15 protein-coding genes are annotated in these 15,219 nt (G+C 71.1%); 4 read left to right on the forward strand and 11 right to left on the reverse strand.

Annotated elements, in window-relative coordinates; all coding sequences use genetic code 11:
• Window position 1: 1 nt before the first annotated feature.
• Together AB0G52_RS26900 and AB0G52_RS26905 are read left to right on the forward strand one after the other, a co-directional pair.
• On the forward strand, window positions 2-973 hold the full coding sequence (locus AB0G52_RS26900; protein ID WP_132887202.1) for a fumarylacetoacetate hydrolase family protein: 972 nt from the start codon (window positions 2-4) through the stop codon (window positions 971-973).
• Window positions 970-1,722 (forward strand): SDR family oxidoreductase, encoded by a 753-nt coding sequence (locus tag AB0G52_RS26905; RefSeq protein WP_361339388.1) that lies wholly within the window; start codon window positions 970-972, stop codon window positions 1,720-1,722. The genes AB0G52_RS26900 and AB0G52_RS26905 overlap by 4 nt, the downstream gene beginning before the upstream one ends.
• A 72-nt stretch (window positions 1,723-1,794) precedes the next feature.
• Here AB0G52_RS26905 and AB0G52_RS26910 read toward each other — a convergent pair whose 3' ends face one another.
• Window positions 1,795-3,231 carry an RICIN domain-containing protein gene (locus AB0G52_RS26910; RefSeq protein ID WP_132887200.1) on the reverse strand — a complete coding sequence of 479 codons (1,437 nt, stop codon included), beginning with the start codon at window positions 3,229-3,231 and terminating at the stop codon, window positions 1,795-1,797.
• 458 nt (window positions 3,232-3,689) lie between these two features.
• On the opposite strand from AB0G52_RS26910, the gene AB0G52_RS26915 reads away from it, so the two are divergent.
• Window positions 3,690-5,990, forward strand: a complete 2,301-nt coding sequence (locus AB0G52_RS26915) for an alpha-L-fucosidase (RefSeq protein ID WP_361339391.1) — start codon at window positions 3,690-3,692, stop codon at window positions 5,988-5,990.
• Window positions 5,991-6,068: 78 nt separating this feature from the next.
• On the forward strand, window positions 6,069-6,173 hold the full coding sequence (locus tag AB0G52_RS26920) for an RICIN domain-containing protein (protein ID WP_361339394.1): 105 nt from the start codon (window positions 6,069-6,071) through the stop codon (window positions 6,171-6,173).
• A gap of 18 nt (window positions 6,174-6,191) precedes the next feature.
• Here AB0G52_RS26920 and AB0G52_RS26925 read toward each other — a convergent pair whose 3' ends face one another.
• The 10 genes from AB0G52_RS26925 to AB0G52_RS26970 all read right to left on the reverse strand — a co-directional run bounded on the left by AB0G52_RS26925 (window position 6,192) and on the right by AB0G52_RS26970 (window position 15,219).
• Entirely contained in the window at window positions 6,192-6,914 is a 723-nt protein-coding gene (locus tag AB0G52_RS26925; RefSeq protein ID WP_361339397.1) for a FadR/GntR family transcriptional regulator, read from the reverse strand.
• Window positions 6,914-7,933 carry an aldo/keto reductase gene (locus AB0G52_RS26930; protein WP_361339400.1) on the reverse strand — a complete coding sequence of 340 codons (1,020 nt, stop codon included), beginning with the start codon at window positions 7,931-7,933 and terminating at the stop codon, window positions 6,914-6,916. Before AB0G52_RS26930 ends, AB0G52_RS26925 begins: the two co-directional genes overlap by 1 nt.
• 46 nt (window positions 7,934-7,979) lie before the next feature.
• Window positions 7,980-9,017, reverse strand: a complete 1,038-nt coding sequence (locus tag AB0G52_RS26935) for a sugar kinase (RefSeq protein ID WP_132887195.1) — start codon at window positions 9,015-9,017, stop codon at window positions 7,980-7,982.
• Entirely contained in the window at window positions 9,014-9,643 is a 630-nt protein-coding gene (eda, locus tag AB0G52_RS26940; protein ID WP_361339403.1) for a bifunctional 4-hydroxy-2-oxoglutarate aldolase/2-dehydro-3-deoxy-phosphogluconate aldolase, read from the reverse strand. The genes AB0G52_RS26935 and eda overlap by 4 nt, the downstream gene beginning before the upstream one ends.
• Window positions 9,640-10,401: an SDR family oxidoreductase gene (locus AB0G52_RS26945; protein WP_132887193.1), complete on the reverse strand. Its 762-nt coding sequence runs from the start codon at window positions 10,399-10,401 to the stop codon at window positions 9,640-9,642. Before AB0G52_RS26945 ends, eda begins: the two co-directional genes overlap by 4 nt.
• The gene (locus AB0G52_RS26950; protein WP_361339407.1) at window positions 10,398-11,441 is read right to left on the reverse strand and encodes an alcohol dehydrogenase catalytic domain-containing protein; all 1,044 of its coding nucleotides are present in this window, start codon (window positions 11,439-11,441) and stop codon (window positions 10,398-10,400) included. The genes AB0G52_RS26945 and AB0G52_RS26950 overlap by 4 nt, the downstream gene beginning before the upstream one ends.
• Window positions 11,438-11,875, reverse strand: coding sequence for an RbsD/FucU family protein (locus AB0G52_RS26955; protein ID WP_132887191.1), 438 nt, complete (start codon window positions 11,873-11,875; stop codon window positions 11,438-11,440). The genes AB0G52_RS26950 and AB0G52_RS26955 overlap by 4 nt, the downstream gene beginning before the upstream one ends.
• Window positions 11,866-12,765, reverse strand: a complete 900-nt coding sequence (locus tag AB0G52_RS26960; RefSeq protein ID WP_132887190.1) for an amidohydrolase family protein — start codon at window positions 12,763-12,765, stop codon at window positions 11,866-11,868. Before AB0G52_RS26960 ends, AB0G52_RS26955 begins: the two co-directional genes overlap by 10 nt.
• Window positions 12,758-14,083 carry an L-fuconate dehydratase gene (locus tag AB0G52_RS26965; protein WP_361339411.1) on the reverse strand — a complete coding sequence of 442 codons (1,326 nt, stop codon included), beginning with the start codon at window positions 14,081-14,083 and terminating at the stop codon, window positions 12,758-12,760. The genes AB0G52_RS26960 and AB0G52_RS26965 overlap by 8 nt, the downstream gene beginning before the upstream one ends.
• A 92-nt stretch (window positions 14,084-14,175) precedes the next feature.
• Window positions 14,176-15,219, reverse strand: coding sequence for an ABC transporter permease (locus AB0G52_RS26970; RefSeq protein WP_361339549.1), 1,044 nt, complete (start codon window positions 15,217-15,219; stop codon window positions 14,176-14,178).

Below are 15,219 nucleotides of genomic sequence, written 5' to 3' on the forward strand. Positions count from 1 at the left end.
CATGCGTTTCGCCGCCTACGAACACCATCACCGCCGTCGCGTGGCCGTCGTGGATGACGACGGCACCCTGCTGCCGTTGCCCGAAGTCACCTCCCTCACCGCCCTGTTGTCGGACTGCGGCGGTCTCCCCGGCCTGCTCACCGCGGGCGCCGCCGCGCAGGACGCGGCGCCCGGCCCGCACGTGTCGGAGGTACGGCTGCTGCCGCCGCTCCAGCCCGTGTCCGTACGGGACTTCGTCACCTTCGAGGAGCACGTCGAAGGCGTACGGCGCTCGGTGAGCGGCGCCGTCGGCGTACCCGAGCAGTGGTACGCCGCGCCGACCTTCTACTTCACCAACCCGCACGCGATCCACGGCCCGCACGACGACATCCCCGTCCCGCCCGGCTCACGTGTGCTGGACTTCGAACTCGAGGTGGCCGCCGTCATCGGCCGCGAGGGCCGCGATCTCAGCCCCGAGCGGGCACGCGACCACATCGTCGGCTACACGGTCTTCAACGACTGGTCCGCACGCGACCTGCAGTCGGCGGAGATGACGGTCGGTCTCGGCCCCTGCAAGGGCAAGGACACCGCCACCACTCTCGGCCCGTACCTGGTCACCGCCGACGAGCTGGAACCGTACCGGGACGCCGACGGTTTCCTGCGGCTCGCGGTCACCGCCGCCATCAACGGCGAGGTCGTCGGCCGGGACTACCTGTCCAACATGAGCTGGACGTTCGAGGAGATGGTCGCCTACGCCTCCCGTGGCACCCGCGTCGTGCCCGGTGACGTCCTGGGTTCCGGCACGTGCGGCAACGGCGGCTGCCTCGCCGAACTGTGGGGACTGCGAGGGGAGCGGACCCCGCCACCCCTGAAGCCCGGCGACACCGTCACCCTCACGGTCGAAGGGGTCGGCACCGTGTCCAACACGGTCGTCCCCGGCACCGACCCGGTGCCGCTGCCCCCCGGCCGGCGCCGCTCCCGGGAGCGGCCGTGAGCAAGGTGGGCGCCAAGCGGCTGCTCGGCAGAGTCGTCGTGGTCACGGGTGCGGCCCGTGGCCAGGGCGCCGCGGAGGCGGACGCGCTGACCCGGGAGGGCGCCCGCGTGATCGCCACCGACATCCGGCCGGAAGGCGGCTGCCGCCGCCTCGACGTGACCAGCACCCAGGAATGGGCCGACCTCGCCGCCGAACTGAAGGAGTCGTACGGGCAGGTGCACGGGCTGGTCAACAACGCCGGCATCACCTGGCGCGCCCGCCTCGGCGACGTCAGGGCCGAGGACTTCGACCGGGTCCACGCCGTCAACGTCACCGGCCCGCTGCTGGGCATCCAGCACCTGTCACCGCTCATGCCCGCCGGCTCGTCCGTCGTGAACGTCGGCTCCTCGGCGGCCCTCACCGCTCACTACCCCGTCGCGTACACCGCGAGCAAGTGGGGGCTGCGGGGGCTGTCCAGGACGGCCGCGCTGGAACTCGGTCCACGCGGCATCCGCGTCAACACGATCCACCCGGGCTACATCGAGACCGAGATGACCGCCTCGGCCGCCCCCGCGTTCCGCGCGGCGAACATCCGCGAGACCCCGCTCGGCCGTACCGGTACCGTCGACGAGGTCGCTCCGCTGGTCGTGTTCCTGCTGTCGGACGAGTCGTCGTTCATCACCGGTGCCGACATCCCCGTCGACGGCGGGATGACCGCGCACGGCGGGGTCAAGTCGGTCTCCGACGCACTGCGCGAGGCGACCTCGTAAAGCGGCTTGGGGGGGGAGGTCGCCCGGCGGCTGATCGCCCGTGAGGGCGGCACGGCTCTCGCCCCGGTCCGGTCAGGCGGTGCGCTTCAGGAACTGCTGGTTGGTGCCGGTGCCGCAGGGCCACTGGATGAGGCGGGCGCCGTTCGTGGTGGAGGCGTCCTTCACGTCCAGGCACTCGCCGCTGTGCCGGGCGACGAGGTGGTAGTAGCCGTTGCCCTGGTCCTGGAAGAGCCACTGCTGGTTGGTGCCGGTGGTGCACTTGTACTGGTTGACGTAGGCGCCGTCCGCGGTGGAGGCGTTCGCCACGTCCAGGCACTTGCCGCTGTGCTCGGCGACGATCTGGACGTAGCCGCCGCCGGCGTCGGTGAGCCGCCACTGCTGGTTGAGGCCGCCGTTGCAGTCGTACTGCAGGATGACCGCACTGTCGGCGGCGGAGTTGTCCGAGACGTCGACGCACCGGCCGCTGTGCCGGGCGACGAGGTTGTCGTACGGGCCGCCGCCCACGCCGGTGACCGTTCCGGCCGCCGTGTCGACGGCGATCCCCGGGTACCACGGCAGGTCCATGGTGGTGCTGGTGGGGAAGGTCAGCGGCAGCCAGACGTACTGGGAGTCCTCGACGGTGCCGCCCATGGAGTTGCCCCAGCGGTCACCCATGTACAGGTAGGAGGTGCCCGAGGTGCCCTGGACGGGCAGGACGAAGGCCGTCTGGGAGCCGTAGGCCGTGTCGCTGCCGACGTCGGTCATCGCGGTCCACGGGCCGGCCAGGCTGGTGGCGGTGGCGTACCGCTGCTGGTTGGGCTTCCAGCCGCTGTTGGCGGAGGTGAGCATGAAGTAGACGCCGCCCCGCTTGAACAGTGCCGGAGCTTCCCGGTAGGTACCGGGCCACGGATCGGCGACCAGGCTGTCGATCCCCGTGTAGTCGGCGGTGAGCCTGAAGATGTCGAGGTCGGCGTTCTCGTTGGCGGAGGAGACCAGGTAGGCCGAGCCGTCGGTGTCCTGATAGAGGGTCATGTCCCGCGAGGTGATGCCGAGTGGCCTGAAGCTGCCCAGGTAGGTGTAGGTGCCGTCGACCGTGTCCGACACCGCGACGGCGACGCGGGCCTGGGTGTAGTCGGTCGCCAGTTCCTTGTGCATCCACATGACGTACTTGCCGGTGGTGCTGTTGTAGACGACCTTGGGGCGCTCGATGTTGGCGGAGGCGAGCTCGGCGGCGCTGTTCTGGGTGAGGACGTTGTTGCGGAACTCCCAGGTCTTCAGGTCCGTCGAGCGGTAGACCGACACGTACTTGAAGGAGTTGTCGGGGTTGCGGTTCTCGCCGAACCAGTAGTAGTAGGTGCCGACCTTGATGACGCCGCCGCCGTGGGCGTGGACCACGGCTCCGGTGGTGTCGGTGAACTGGGTCGCGTTGGTCACGGTCACGGAAGCGGCCTGTGCGGACGCGCCGGTGGCGAGCAGCCCGGACACGCAGACGAGTACGGCGGACAGCAGCAGGCAGACACGACGGAGCATGGTCCGGCTCCTCTCGGGTGGCGGCTCGTCCACCCGGCGAGTTGGATAAATGTCGGAAGGTGTGCGTTTCTGCTGGAGCACGGTAGGGCCCGACAGGTGCCTCGTCAACGCTTCGAGCGGGCCCGGCTTTCGATCCCCCGCGTTTCCATCACGCCTCAATACATCCTATGTATAGAGCGATCACTGAGGCACTCACAGGGTCTTCCTAGGCTCTGCGACGAAAACTTGCGTCATAACCCTGGACAGAAGCGCCATGCGTATTCGTTAATCCATCCAATGTCTTCGGGCGGAGTCGGACGGAGAGCGGGACTCTCATGGCGCCCCGGACCCGCCGGTCGAGCCGTGCCGACGCCTGCCCCAGAACCGCCGAACCCGGGCGCCTTTCTGTCGATCAAACAGGAGGAACCACGTTGCCGGAATCCATCTCACGCAGATCGGTTCTCGCCGGAATGGCGGCCATGACGGCGGCCGCCGCGGTCGGCTCCCTCGCGCTGACAACACCGGCGTACGCCGCAACGGCCGCCGCCCCTCTGCCACTGCCTCCGCTGCGCATCCCCGGGACCGACATGGGCGTCGAGCAGCAGCCCGACTCCAAGATCGAGTGGCTGCAGGACGCCAAGCTCGGGATGTTCGTCCACTGGGGCGTGTACTCGGGCCCGGCCAAGGGCGAATGGTGGATGCACAACGCCCCCGTCACGCCGTCCGACTACCAGAAGTACGTCACCGACGCCACGAGCGAGCAGTTCACCGCGGACGCCTACGACCCCACGGCCTGGGCGCAGTTGGCCAAGGACTTCGGGGCGAGGTACGTGACGCTGACGACGCGTCACCACGACGGTTTCGCGCTGTGGCCGCTGAACCATCCCAACAGCTGGAACTCCGGGCAGGCGCCGCTGAACCGGGACTTCGTCAAGGACTACGTGGCGGCGGTGCGGGCGGCCGGGCTGAAGGTGGGCCTGTACTACTCGCCGATCAACTGGCGCTACCCCGGCTACTACGACGTGTACGGCACCAGCTGCGCGACCAACCCCTGGAACTACACCACCGACCCCGCGCACAAGGAGAACGCGCGGATCATGAAGACCGAGGTGTACGAGTCGGTCAAGGAGCTGGTCACCCAGTACGGCGTGATCGACGACCTGTGGTGGGACGGCGGCTGGCTGGCGGAGAAGGGCAGCGACGCCGATGCGGCGTTCTTCTGGGAGCCCGGGCAGTACCGGGACACCGCCAACCAGTGGCCGGTGGACACCGTTTACGGCGAGACCGACGCAGCCGGCAAGCCGCTGGGTCTGATGGGCATGGTGCGCAAGCACCAGCCCGACATCGTCGCCAACCTGCGCTCCGGCTGGCGGGGCGACTACATCAACGACGAGGGCCCCTCGGTGCCCACCGGGGCGATCCGCACCGGCGACCTCGTCGAGAAGGTCTTCACCGTCGGCAGCTCCTGGGGCTACAACTCCGACGGCAAGGTGATGAGTTACGCCACCGCGATGAACATCCTGGTCAACTGCTGGGTGCGGAACATCACCGCGATGGTCAACATCGGCCCGGACCGGCACGGCACCGTCTCCTCCGGGCAGGCGAGCCTCCTGCGCCAGATCGGCACCTTCATGACCGCCTGCGGCCAGTCCGTCTACTCGACCCGCGGCGGCCCGTGGAACCCCGTCGACGGCCAGTACGGCTTCACGTACAAGGACAACACCTTCTACGTCCACCTCCTGCCCGGCTACAGCGGCACCTCCTTCACCACGCCCTCGATCGGCGACGCCCAGGTCACCCGCGTCTTCGACGTACGCTCCGGCGCCGGCCTGTCGTACACGGTCGGCGGTGACGGCCGGGTCGCCGTCAGCGGCATCGACCGCACCACCCACCCCCAGGACAGCGTCATCGGCGTCACCCTCGACCGGTCCGTGCAGCCCGCCGACATCGCCGCCGGCAAGACCGCCACCGCCGACAGCGAGGAGTCCTCCAAGGGCAACTACGCCGCCGACGCCGTCGACGGATCCACCTCCACCCGCTGGTGCGCGAACAACGGCAACACCGGCCACTGGCTCAAGGTCGACCTCGGCACCACCCGTTCGCTGACCGGCACCCGCATCGCCTGGGAGCTGGACAAGACCAACTACCAGTACAGGATCGAGGGCTCCACGGACAACACCACCTGGACCACCCTCGTCGACAACACGGCGACGACCAGCACCAGCCAGGTCCAGATCGCCGTCTTCCGAGCGCAGGCGCGGTACGTCCGGGTCACGGTCACCGGTCTGCCCGCCGGGGTGTGGGCCTCCGTCCGCAACCTGGAGATCTACGACCGGCCCTTCACCGCGGACCTGGGCACCTTCAAACTGGTCAACCGCAACAGCGGCAAGGTGATGGACGTCAAGGACGCCTCGACCCTCGACGGCGCCGACATCATCCAGTACCCGTGGGGCGGCACCGGCAGCACCAACCAGCAGTGGAAGCTGGTGCCGAACACCGACGGCTCCTACCGGCTGATCTGCGTCAAGAGCGGCAAGGCCCTGGAGAGCCCCAGCGGCTCCGCCCAGGGCGCCCTCCTCGACCAGGCGACCGACGCCTCGGCCGACAACCAGTGGTGGACCCTGGTCCCCTCCAAGACCAGCGGCTACTACCGGCTCGTCAACGTGCGTACCGGATGGTGCGCCGACGTCAAGGACGGCTCCACCGCCGACAGCGCCTACGTGATCCAGTGGCCCGTGAACGACGGCCCCAACCAGGACTGGCAACTCGTCGCCCTCTGACACGGCGGACCGTGGTGCCGGGCCGCACGGTGGCCCGGCACCACGCCCGCACCTCCATCGCCTCCCCCTCAGAGCGGCATGTGCGTGGACGCCCAGAACGGCTACACGGCCGACGGCACGCCGCTCATCCAGTGGCCGCCCACCACCGGCAGCAACCAGGAGTGGCAGATCGTCGCCCTGTGAGCCACCGGGGCGCCGCCGTCACTCCTGGGCGGCCATGGCCCATGGGAGCGCTTGTTCCGAGCGCAGGTGCGCTCTCAGCCACTGCTCGGTGTTGCTGACGTGCAGGAGCGCGGCGGCCTGGCTGAGAGAGGTGTCGCGGGCGGACAGGGCGCGGAAGATCGCCTCGTGTTCGGCGAGGGTGCGGCCCGAGGCCTGGGTGTCGGCCAGGCCGCGCCAGATGCGGGCGCGCAGGGTACGCCCCGAGATGCTTTCCAGAAGGGTGAGGAGGGTTTCGTTGCCCGTGGCCGAGATGACGGCGCGGTGGAAGGCGGCGTCGTGGGCGTTGAGCCGCTCCACGTCGTCACGGGCTTCGCGCATGGCTTCCAGGTGCCACTCGACCTCGGCCAGCTGCTGGTCGGTGATGCGGGTGGCGGCCAGTGCGGTGGCCACCGGTTCCAGGAGGCGCCGTGTCTCCATGAGGTCCTGCAGCGCGGTCGAGTCGCCCTGCAGCAGTTCCACCGCACCGCCGAGCCCTTCCAGGAGCAGGCTCGGCTGCAGGCTGGTCACATAGGTGCCGTCACCCCGCCGGACCTCCAGCACCCGGGCGACAGCCAACGCCTTGACGGCCTCCCGGGCGAGGTTGCGGGATAGGCCCAGCTGGGCGGCCAGCTCCGGCTCCGGCGGGAGTTTCGAACCCGGTGGCAGCGCTCCGCTGCGGATCAACTCCCGGATCTGCGCGATGGCCCTGTCCGTCAGTGACATCACGGCCGCCTTCCGGGCCGGTGCGCCGTGGGCCCGTCCGGCCTGATGAGTCCCCGGTCGCCGAGATCGTCCCAGAGGGCCTCGGGGACATGCCTGCGGTGGAGTTCCACGTTGCGTCCGACCTGTTCCGCGGTCCGCATGCCGACGGTGACGTTGATGACACGGGGATGGCTGAAAGGAAAGGCGAGCGCCGCCGCCGGCAGGGTCGTACCGTGCGCCGCGCACACCTCGGCGATGGCCCGGGCGCGGGCCACCAGGTCGGCCGGGGCGTCCTGGTAGTCGTACTTCATGCCCTCGGTGGGCCGGTCCTCGGCGAGCAGACCGGAGTTGAAGACGCCGACCGCGACGACGCTCTTGCCGTGTTCCTGCGCGGCGGGCAGGACGTCGTCGAGGGCGGACTGGTCGAGGAGGGTGTAGCGCCCGGCGAGCATCACCACGTCGGCGGCGGTCTCGCGCAGGAAGCGGGCGAGCATGGCGGTCTGGTTCATGCCGGCGCCGATCGCTCCGATCACGCCCTGGTCGCGAAGTTCCGCGAGGGCGGGCATGGCCTCGTCGGCGGCCTGCCGCCAGTGGTCGTCGGGGTCGTGGAGGTAGACGATGTCGAGGCGGTCCAGGCCGGTGCGCCGCAGGGTTTCCTCGAGGGAGCGCAGGATGCCGTCGCGGCTGAAGTCCCATTGGCGGCGCAGGTCGTCGCGTACGACGAACCCCTGGTCGTCGACGCCCTGCGGGTGTTCGTTGGGGACCAGGAGGCGGCCCACCTTGGAGGAGACCACGTACTGGTCACGGGGCCGGTCGCGCAGGGCGGCTCCGAGCCGGCGTTCGGACAGTCCGAGGCCGTAGTGCGGTGCGGTGTCGAAGTACCGGACTCCCGCGTCCCAGGCCGCCTCGATCGCGGCCTGCGCGTCGTGCTCCGGGGTGACCTTGTACAGGTTGCCGATGACGGAGGCCCCGAAGCCGAGTTCGGTCAGCTCGACGGGGGTGCTCCCGACCTTCCGGCGCCCCATGCTCGGACGTGTCATCTTTCCTCCTTGGGAAGCGGGGGCGGCGTGAGCGCCCATGGGACGGTCACCTCCTGACGGCGGCCGAACCGCCTGCGATGAGCGCTTCGACCTCGGTGAGCGTGGCCATGGAGACATCACCTGGCGTGGTCATGGTCAGGGCGCCATGGGCGGTGCCATAGGCGAGAGCGCGTTCCAGCCCGGCACCGGTGAGCAGTCCGTAGACGAGGCCCGCCGCGAAGCCGTCGCCGGAGCCGATGCGGTCCAGGACGTGCAGACCGGGCATCCTGGGGCCGCTGACCAGGCCGGTCTCGGCGGACCAGGCGAGCGCGGTCCAGTCGTTGACCCCCGCCGAGGGCACCGCGCGCAGGGTCGTCGCCAGCACCGTCGCCCCCGGCAGCTGGGAGGCGAGCGCGCCGAGCGCGTCGGGTACCTCGTCGTCGGTGAACCGCACGCTGCCGGGACGCGGCCCCGCGAGCCCGAGGGCACCCACGACGACATCGGCGTGCCGGACCAGGCGCAGGTCGGTCTCGCGGGCCCGGTCGGCGCCACCCCGGCCGTCCCACAGGCTGGGCCGGTAGTTCGGGTCGTAGGAGACGGTCACTCCGTGGCGGCGGGCGGCCGCCATCGCCTCGTCGGCGACGTCGACGGTGGTGTCGGACAGGCCGGCGAAGATCCCACCCGTGTGGAACCAGCGCACCCCCGCCGAGAACACCGCGTCCCAGTCGACGTCCCCTTTGCGCAGCTGGGAGACGGCGGTGTGCGCGCGGTCGCTGACGCCCAGGGCGCCGCGGATGCCGAAGCCGCGCTCGACGAAGTTCAGGCCGTTGCGGGCCGTGCGCCCCATGCCGTCCGCCGCTACCCAGCGGATCAGCGAGGTGTCGACGCCGCCCTGGAGGATCAGGTCCTCGACGAGCCGGCCCACCGCGTTGTCGGCAAGGGCGGTGACGACGGCGGTGCGCAGGCCGAAGCAGCGGCGCAGGCCGCGTACGACGTTGTACTCGCCGCCGCCCTCCCACACCTGGAAGGAGCGGGCGGTGCGGATCCGTCCCTCGCCCGGGTCGAAGCGCAGCATCACCTCGCCCAGGGCGATCACATCCGTCACGGCGTGGTCCTCTCCACTGCTTCGGCGGTCAGCCGGCGGATCTCGTCGTACGCCCCGCGTTCGAGGTGGCCGGGGGTGGCGATCCAGCTGCCGCCCACGGCCAGCACCGACGGGTGGGCGAGATAGCCGGGCAGCTGGTCGGGTCCGATGCCACCGGTCGGCACGAAGCGCGCCTGCGGGAAGGGGGCCGCGAGCGCGCGGAGCATGTCGGTGCCGCCGAGCGGTTGGGCGGGGAACAGCTTGACCGTGTCGAGGCCGGCCTTCAGCGCGCGCATCAACTCGGTCGCCGTCGCCGCACCCGGCGCGACCGGCACCCCCAACTCCAGTGCCTTGGCGATGACTTCGTCGTCGAAGCCGGGCGAGACGAGGAAGCGGGCCCCGGCCGCCACGGCCCGTTCCGCCTGCTCCGCGGTGAGCACGGTCCCGGCACCGACGGTCAGCGCGCCGTGCGCCGCCATCGCCTTCACGACCCGTTCGGCGTCGGGTGTGCGGAAGGTGACCTCCGCGCAGCGGGCGCCGCCCGCCGCGAGCGCGTCGGCCAGGGGGCCGGCACTCGCGACGGACGGCACGGTGAGCACGGGCAGCAGACGCGACTCCGCCAGTAGGGCGGCCAGGCCGGCGGTCATCGTCCGAGCCAACCGCCGTCGACGGGCAGGGTGGTGCCGTGGACGTAGTCGGAGGCGGGGGAGGCGAGGAAGACGGTGGCGCCGGCGAGGTCGTCGGCGGTGCCCCAGCGACCGGCGGGGATGCGCTCCAGGATGGCCTTGCTGCGGGCCGGATCGTCCTGGAGGGCCTGGGTGTTGTCGGTGGCGATGTAGCCGGGCGCGATGGCGTTGACGTTGACGCCGTGCGGCGCCCACTCGTTGGCCAGCGCCTTGGTCAGCCCGGCGATGCCGTGCTTGGCGGCGGTGTAGCCGGGGACGGTGATGCCGCCCTGGTAGCTGAGCAGGGAGGCGGTGAAGACGACCTTGCCCTGTCCGCGGGCCACCATCGTGGCACCCACGGCCCGGGTGAGCGCGAACTGCGCCGTGAGGTTGACCTGGAGTACCAGCTCCCAGTCCGCGTCGGTGTGTTGGGCGGCCGGGGTGCGGCGGATGGTGCCCGCGTTGTTGACCAGGATGTCCACCGGGCGTTCGCGCCCGGCGAGGTCCTCGCCCAGAGCGCGTACGGCCGCCGGGTCGGCGAAGTCGGCGCGGATCGCCTCGAAGCTGCGCCCGGCGGCGAGGACGTCCTTCTCCACCGCGCTGCCGGACTCCTCCAGGTTCGCGCTCACCCCGATGACGTCCGCGCCGGCCTCGGCCAGCGCCCGGGCCATCGCCCGGCCGATGCCGCGCCGGGCCCCGGTGACGACGGCGAGCTTCCCGGTGAGGTCGAAGGCGCTCATACGGCGGCCTCCTGGGCCTCGTCGGTGCAGTCCACGAGGATCTTCATCACGTCTCCGCCGCCCTCCAGGGCCTCGAACGCGGCCGGCACCTGCGTGAGCGGCACGATCTTGCTGATCAGCCGCTCGGCCGGAATGGTGCCGTCGGCCACCAGCGCCACCGCCTGCTCGAAGTCGGAGCGGTCGTACAACCGGGCTCCGACGAGGGTGAGTTCGCGCCAGAAGAAGCGGTGCAGGTTGACCTCGCGAGGCCGGGGATGGATCGCGACCAGGCAGAGGCGCCCGCGCACACCCAGTACGTCCACCGCGGTGTCCACGCCGCCCGCCGCTCCCGACACCTCGAAGGCGACGTCCGCTCCCGCGTCCCCGGCCCACTCCCCCACCGGTTCGGCCATGTCTCCGCCGGCCGGGTCCCACACGGTCAGCCCCAACTCCTCGGCGAGCCGCCGACGGTGGGGGCTCGGCTCCACCACCCGGACGTCCGCCCCGGCGGCCCGGGCCACCAGGGCGATGAGAACGCCGACCGGGCCGCCGCCGACCACGACGACCCGCTCGCCGTCGCGCACCCCGGCCCGGCCGACGTCATGCACGGCGACCGCGGTGGGCTCGACGAGGGCGGCCCGGTCCAGGGGGAGGGAATCGGGCAGCCGGACGAGCGTGGAGGCCGGCACCGTCCAGCGCTGCTGCATCGCACCCGGGGAGTCGATGCCGATGAAGTCCAGGTGCTGGCAGATGTGCTGGTGGCCGGCCCGGCAGGCGGGGCAGGTGCCGTCCCAGCGCAGCGGCATCACGGTGACCGCGTCCCCGGGTGCCCAGCCCGTCACGTCGGGGCCGGTGCGCACGACACGGCCGGACATCTCGTGCCCGATGACGGCGGGCGCGGTGACCCGGGCGTCCATGTCGCCGTGGAAGATGTGCAGGTCGGTACCGCAGATGCCGACGTAGGCGGGGGCCAGCTCCACCTCACCGGGGCCCGGGGAAGAGGGTTCTGCGGGGGCCGTGTCCAGGGTGCGGGCGGAGAGGTATCGGGCGGCGATTGTCATCGTGTCGTCAGGGTCCCTTCAGCGCGGACGCCGATGGTCAGCAGCAGGTTGGCGTAGGTACGGGTGTCAGCGGTGACGATCGCCAGTGCCAGGTCGGGCGAGCGGGCGGCGTCGTAGAACTCGAAGCGGCCGAGCGTGGCGACCGGGACGGGCGCCAGCATCGTGCGGTACTCGGCGATGGCCGGCGGCTCCGGCTCGCCCTCGGGCGGCACCATCACATGGGCCGCCTCGACGGGCAGCGCGCGCAGCAGCACGTCGAGCACGGTGGTGACGTCGAGCAGCCCGGGGGCCAGGTTGAGGTGGACGGTCCGGGCACGCTCGCCGGTGGCGGTGCTCGCGGGGTAGTGGCCGTCGGCGAGCAGCACGCGGGCGCCGTGGCCGGCTCCGGCCAGGGCTTCGAGGATGCCGGGGTGCAGCAGTTCGGTCAGGAGCATGAGGTTCCCCCCTGCGGAGCGGAGTCGAGGCGGTAGAACGCCGTGGCGGTACCGGCGAGGACCGCCTCGGTCTCGGCGGCGGAACAGCCGGCCAGGAGTTCCTCGACGGTGGCGGCCCAGCGGTTCCAGCCGCCGGCGAGGGAGCAGACGGGCCAGTCGGAGCCGAACATCAGCCGGTGGGGACCGAAGGCGGAGAGCAGGACGTCCCACACCGGGCGGATGTCGTCGGTGGTCCACGTGTCGTGGTCGGCTTCCGTGACCAGTCCCGACACCTTGCAGTGGACCTGGGGCTGTCCGGCCAGCGTCCGCAACTGCTTTGCCCACTCGGCCAGTTCGCGCCTCGCGATGGGCGGCTTGCCCGCGTGGTCCAGGACGAGCGGCAGATCGGGGAGCCGCTGTGCGAGGAGGATCGCCTGGGGAAGCTGGTGGCTGCGGACCAGCACGTCGTATCCGAGCCCGCGCTCCCCCACCGCTCGCAGCCCCCTTTCGACGTCCGGCCGTTGCAGCCACTGGGGGTCGGACTCGCCCTGGACGAGGTGCCGTACGGCCCGCAGGTAGCGGCCCCCGGGACCGGTCCGCAGGTCGTCGAGTACGTCGCCGACCGCGGGGGACGTCAGGTCCGCCCAGCCGACGACCGCGCCGATCAGCGGATCGCTGCCGGCCAGGGCGAGGAGGTCGCGGGTCTCGGGCACCGAGGCGATGCACTGCACGACCACCGTGCTCGTCAGCCGCCGTCCGGCGATCGACCGGGTCGCTGCCGAGCGCAGGGCGTGCGTTCCGAAACTGCGGCGGATCGGCTCGTTCCCCGGTTCGTCCAGCCAGGGCTGCGGCCGGACGTCAAGGTCCCACAGGTGGTGGTGGGCGTCGACGAGGCCTTGGTTGTCAGACACGAGCGGTCCAGACGGGGCCGTCGGGGTAGGCGTACTCCTTGAGGGAGGCGGGGTGCATCTGGGCGCTCAGTCCGGGCAGCGTCGGAGCGAGGTAGTGGCCGTCGGCGATGCGGACCGGGTCGACGAAGTGCTCGTGGAGGTGGTCGACGTACTCGATGACGCGGTCCTCGGTGGTGCCGGAGACGGCGACGTAGTCGAACATCGACAGGTGCTGGACCATCTCGCACAGGCCGACCCCGCCGGCGTGCGGGCAGACCGGCACACCGAACTTGGCGGCGAGCAGCAGGATCGCGATGTTCTCGTTGACTCCGCCGACCCGGGCGGAGTCGATCTGGACGATGTCCACCGCGCCGGCCTGGAGGAGCTGCTTGAAGACGACCCGGTTGGCGATGTGCTCGCCGGTGGCGACCTTGATGGGGCTGAGCGCCTTGCGGACGGCGGCGTGGCCGAGGATGTCGTCGGGGGAGGTGGGTTCCTCGATCCAGTAGGGGTCGTAGGGGGCCAGGGCCCGCATCCAGTCGATGGCGGGCTGGACGTCCCATCTCTGGTTGGCGTCGACGGCGATGCGGATGTCCGGGCCGACGGTCTCGCGGGCGGTGCGCAGGCGCCGGATGTCGTCGTCGAGGTCGGCGCCGACCTTCAGCTTGATCTGGGTGAACCCGTCGGCGACGGCCTCCCGGGCGAGACGGGCGAGTTTCTCGTCGGAGTAGCCGAGCCAGCCTGGGGTGGTGGTGTAGGCGGGGTAGCCGCGTTCCAGGAGGCGGGCGACGCGCTCCTCGCGGCCCGGCTCGGCCCGGCGCAGGATCTCCAGTGCCTCCTGGGGGGTGAGGGCGTCGGACAGCCAGCGGAAGTCGACCTGGGCGACCAGCTCCTCGGGGGACATCTCGGCCAGGAAGTGCCACACCGGCTTGCCGGCGCGCTTGGCGGCCAGGTCCCAGGCGGCGTTGACGACCGCGCCGGTGGCCATGTGGATGGCGCCCTTCTCCGGGCCGAGCCAGCGCAGTTGGGGGTCGTGGACGAGGGAGCGGGCGAAGCCGCCGAGGTCGGAGCAGACCTCCTCGACCGACAGGCCGACCACGTGCGGGGCGAGGGTGGCGATGGCGGCGGCCTGGGCGTCGTTGCCGCGTCCGGTGGTGAAGGCCAGGGCGTGGCCCTCCAGTTCGTCGCCGGCATCGGTGCGCAGGATGACGTAGGCGGCCGAGTAGTCGGGCTCGGGGTTCATGGCGTCCGAGCCGTCGAGGTGCTCGGAGGTGGGAAACCGCACGTCCAGGACGTCCAGGGCGGTGATGCGGGCGGATGCGGGCACGGGGGAGGACATGGCGGCAACTCCTGTGGGGAGCAAGGGAGGAGGTTCCCCTTGCGACGAGACGTGAACGCGGCGGGGGCCGGGCGGGCGGTGGGCCGCCCGGGTCACTCCTGGACCTTGCCGCCGGTGATGCGGGAGATGGCGAGGGCGACCAGGATGATCAGGCCGTTCAGGGCGCCGATCCACTGGGCGGGGACACCGCCCAGCGTGAGCACGTTCTGGATCATGAAGAGCAGGAGGATGCCGCAGAACGCGCCGAACATGGTGCCCTTGCCGCCGTTGAGGCTGATGCCTCCGATGACGGCGGCGGCGAAGACGGTGAAGATGTAGCCGTTGCCCTGTGCGGAGGCGACCGAGGCCAGGCGTCCGGAGAGCAGCAGTCCGGCGAGGGCGGCGAGCACACTGCCGGTGACGAGGACGATCCACAGCACGCGGTCGGTGCGGATGCCGGCCGCCTTCGCGGCGTCGACGTTGCCGCCGATGGCGTACAGGGAACGGCCGAAACTGGTCCAGCCGAGCACCACGATCGCGACGGCGAACAGGGCCAGGCAGATCCAGATGGAGGCGGGCATGCCGAGCCATTCGGCGGTGCCGAGGTAGAGCATCGACTGCGGCAGCTGGAAGAAGGTCTGGCCGCCGGAGATGCCGGTGAGGACGCCGCGCAGGACGATCAGCATGCCGAGGGTGACGATGAAGCCGTTGAGGCCGAAGCGGATGATCAGCAGCGAGTTGATCACACCGACGAGCCCGCCCACGGCGAGGGTCACGGGGACGGCCCAGGCGCCGGGCAGCAGCCCGAGCCCGTGGCCCGCGCCGGCCGGCACCACCAGCCAGGCGGCGACCCCGGGCGCCAGACCCATGGTGGACTCCAGGGAGAGGTCCATCTTCTTGACGATCAGGATCATCGTCTGGGCGAGGACCAGCAGCGCCATCTCGGACATGGTCTGCAGGACGTTGATCAGGTTGTCCGTCTGCAGGAAGACCGGGTTGACGATCTGCCCGACGATCGCGATGACCACGATGGCCGGGACGAGCGCCAGATCGCGCAGCCGGGCCACGGAAATCCGGCCGCCGAACAGGCCGCTCCGCTTCGCCTGACGTTCCGGGCCCTTGGTCTCGGCGGCGTCCGCGAGGACGGTTTCAGGCAT

The organism is Streptomyces sp. NPDC021562, assembly GCF_040640875.1.
In the GTDB taxonomy this organism is placed as follows: Bacteria; Actinomycetota; Actinomycetes; order Streptomycetales; family Streptomycetaceae; genus Streptomyces.

Bases quoted from the DNA above. Each gene is read 5' to 3' on its own strand.
- AB0G52_RS26920 (WP_361339394.1), top strand. From the start codon at position 6,069: ATGTGCGTGGACGCCCAGAACGGCTACACGGCCGACGGCACGCCGCTC.
- AB0G52_RS26970 (WP_361339549.1), bottom strand. From the start codon at position 15,219: ATGCCTGAAACCGTCCTCGCGGACGCCGCCGAGACCAAGGGCCCGGAA.
- AB0G52_RS26910 (WP_132887200.1), bottom strand. From the start codon at position 3,231: ATGCTCCGTCGTGTCTGCCTGCTGCTGTCCGCCGTACTCGTCTGCGTG.
- AB0G52_RS26915 (WP_361339391.1), top strand. From the start codon at position 3,690: ATGACGGCGGCCGCCGCGGTCGGCTCCCTCGCGCTGACAACACCGGCG.
- AB0G52_RS26945 (WP_132887193.1), bottom strand. From the start codon at position 10,401: ATGAGCGCCTTCGACCTCACCGGGAAGCTCGCCGTCGTCACCGGGGCC.
- eda (WP_361339403.1), bottom strand. From the start codon at position 9,643: ATGACCGCCGGCCTGGCCGCCCTACTGGCGGAGTCGCGTCTGCTGCCC.
- AB0G52_RS26930 (WP_361339400.1), bottom strand. From the start codon at position 7,933: ATGACACGTCCGAGCATGGGGCGCCGGAAGGTCGGGAGCACCCCCGTC.
- AB0G52_RS26965 (WP_361339411.1), bottom strand. From the start codon at position 14,083: ATGTCCTCCCCCGTGCCCGCATCCGCCCGCATCACCGCCCTGGACGTC.
- AB0G52_RS26900 (WP_132887202.1), top strand. From the start codon at position 2: ATGCGTTTCGCCGCCTACGAACACCATCACCGCCGTCGCGTGGCCGTC.
- AB0G52_RS26950 (WP_361339407.1), bottom strand. From the start codon at position 11,441: ATGACAATCGCCGCCCGATACCTCTCCGCCCGCACCCTGGACACGGCC.
- AB0G52_RS26925 (WP_361339397.1), bottom strand. From the start codon at position 6,914: ATGTCACTGACGGACAGGGCCATCGCGCAGATCCGGGAGTTGATCCGC.
- AB0G52_RS26955 (WP_132887191.1), bottom strand. From the start codon at position 11,875: ATGCTCCTGACCGAACTGCTGCACCCCGGCATCCTCGAAGCCCTGGCC.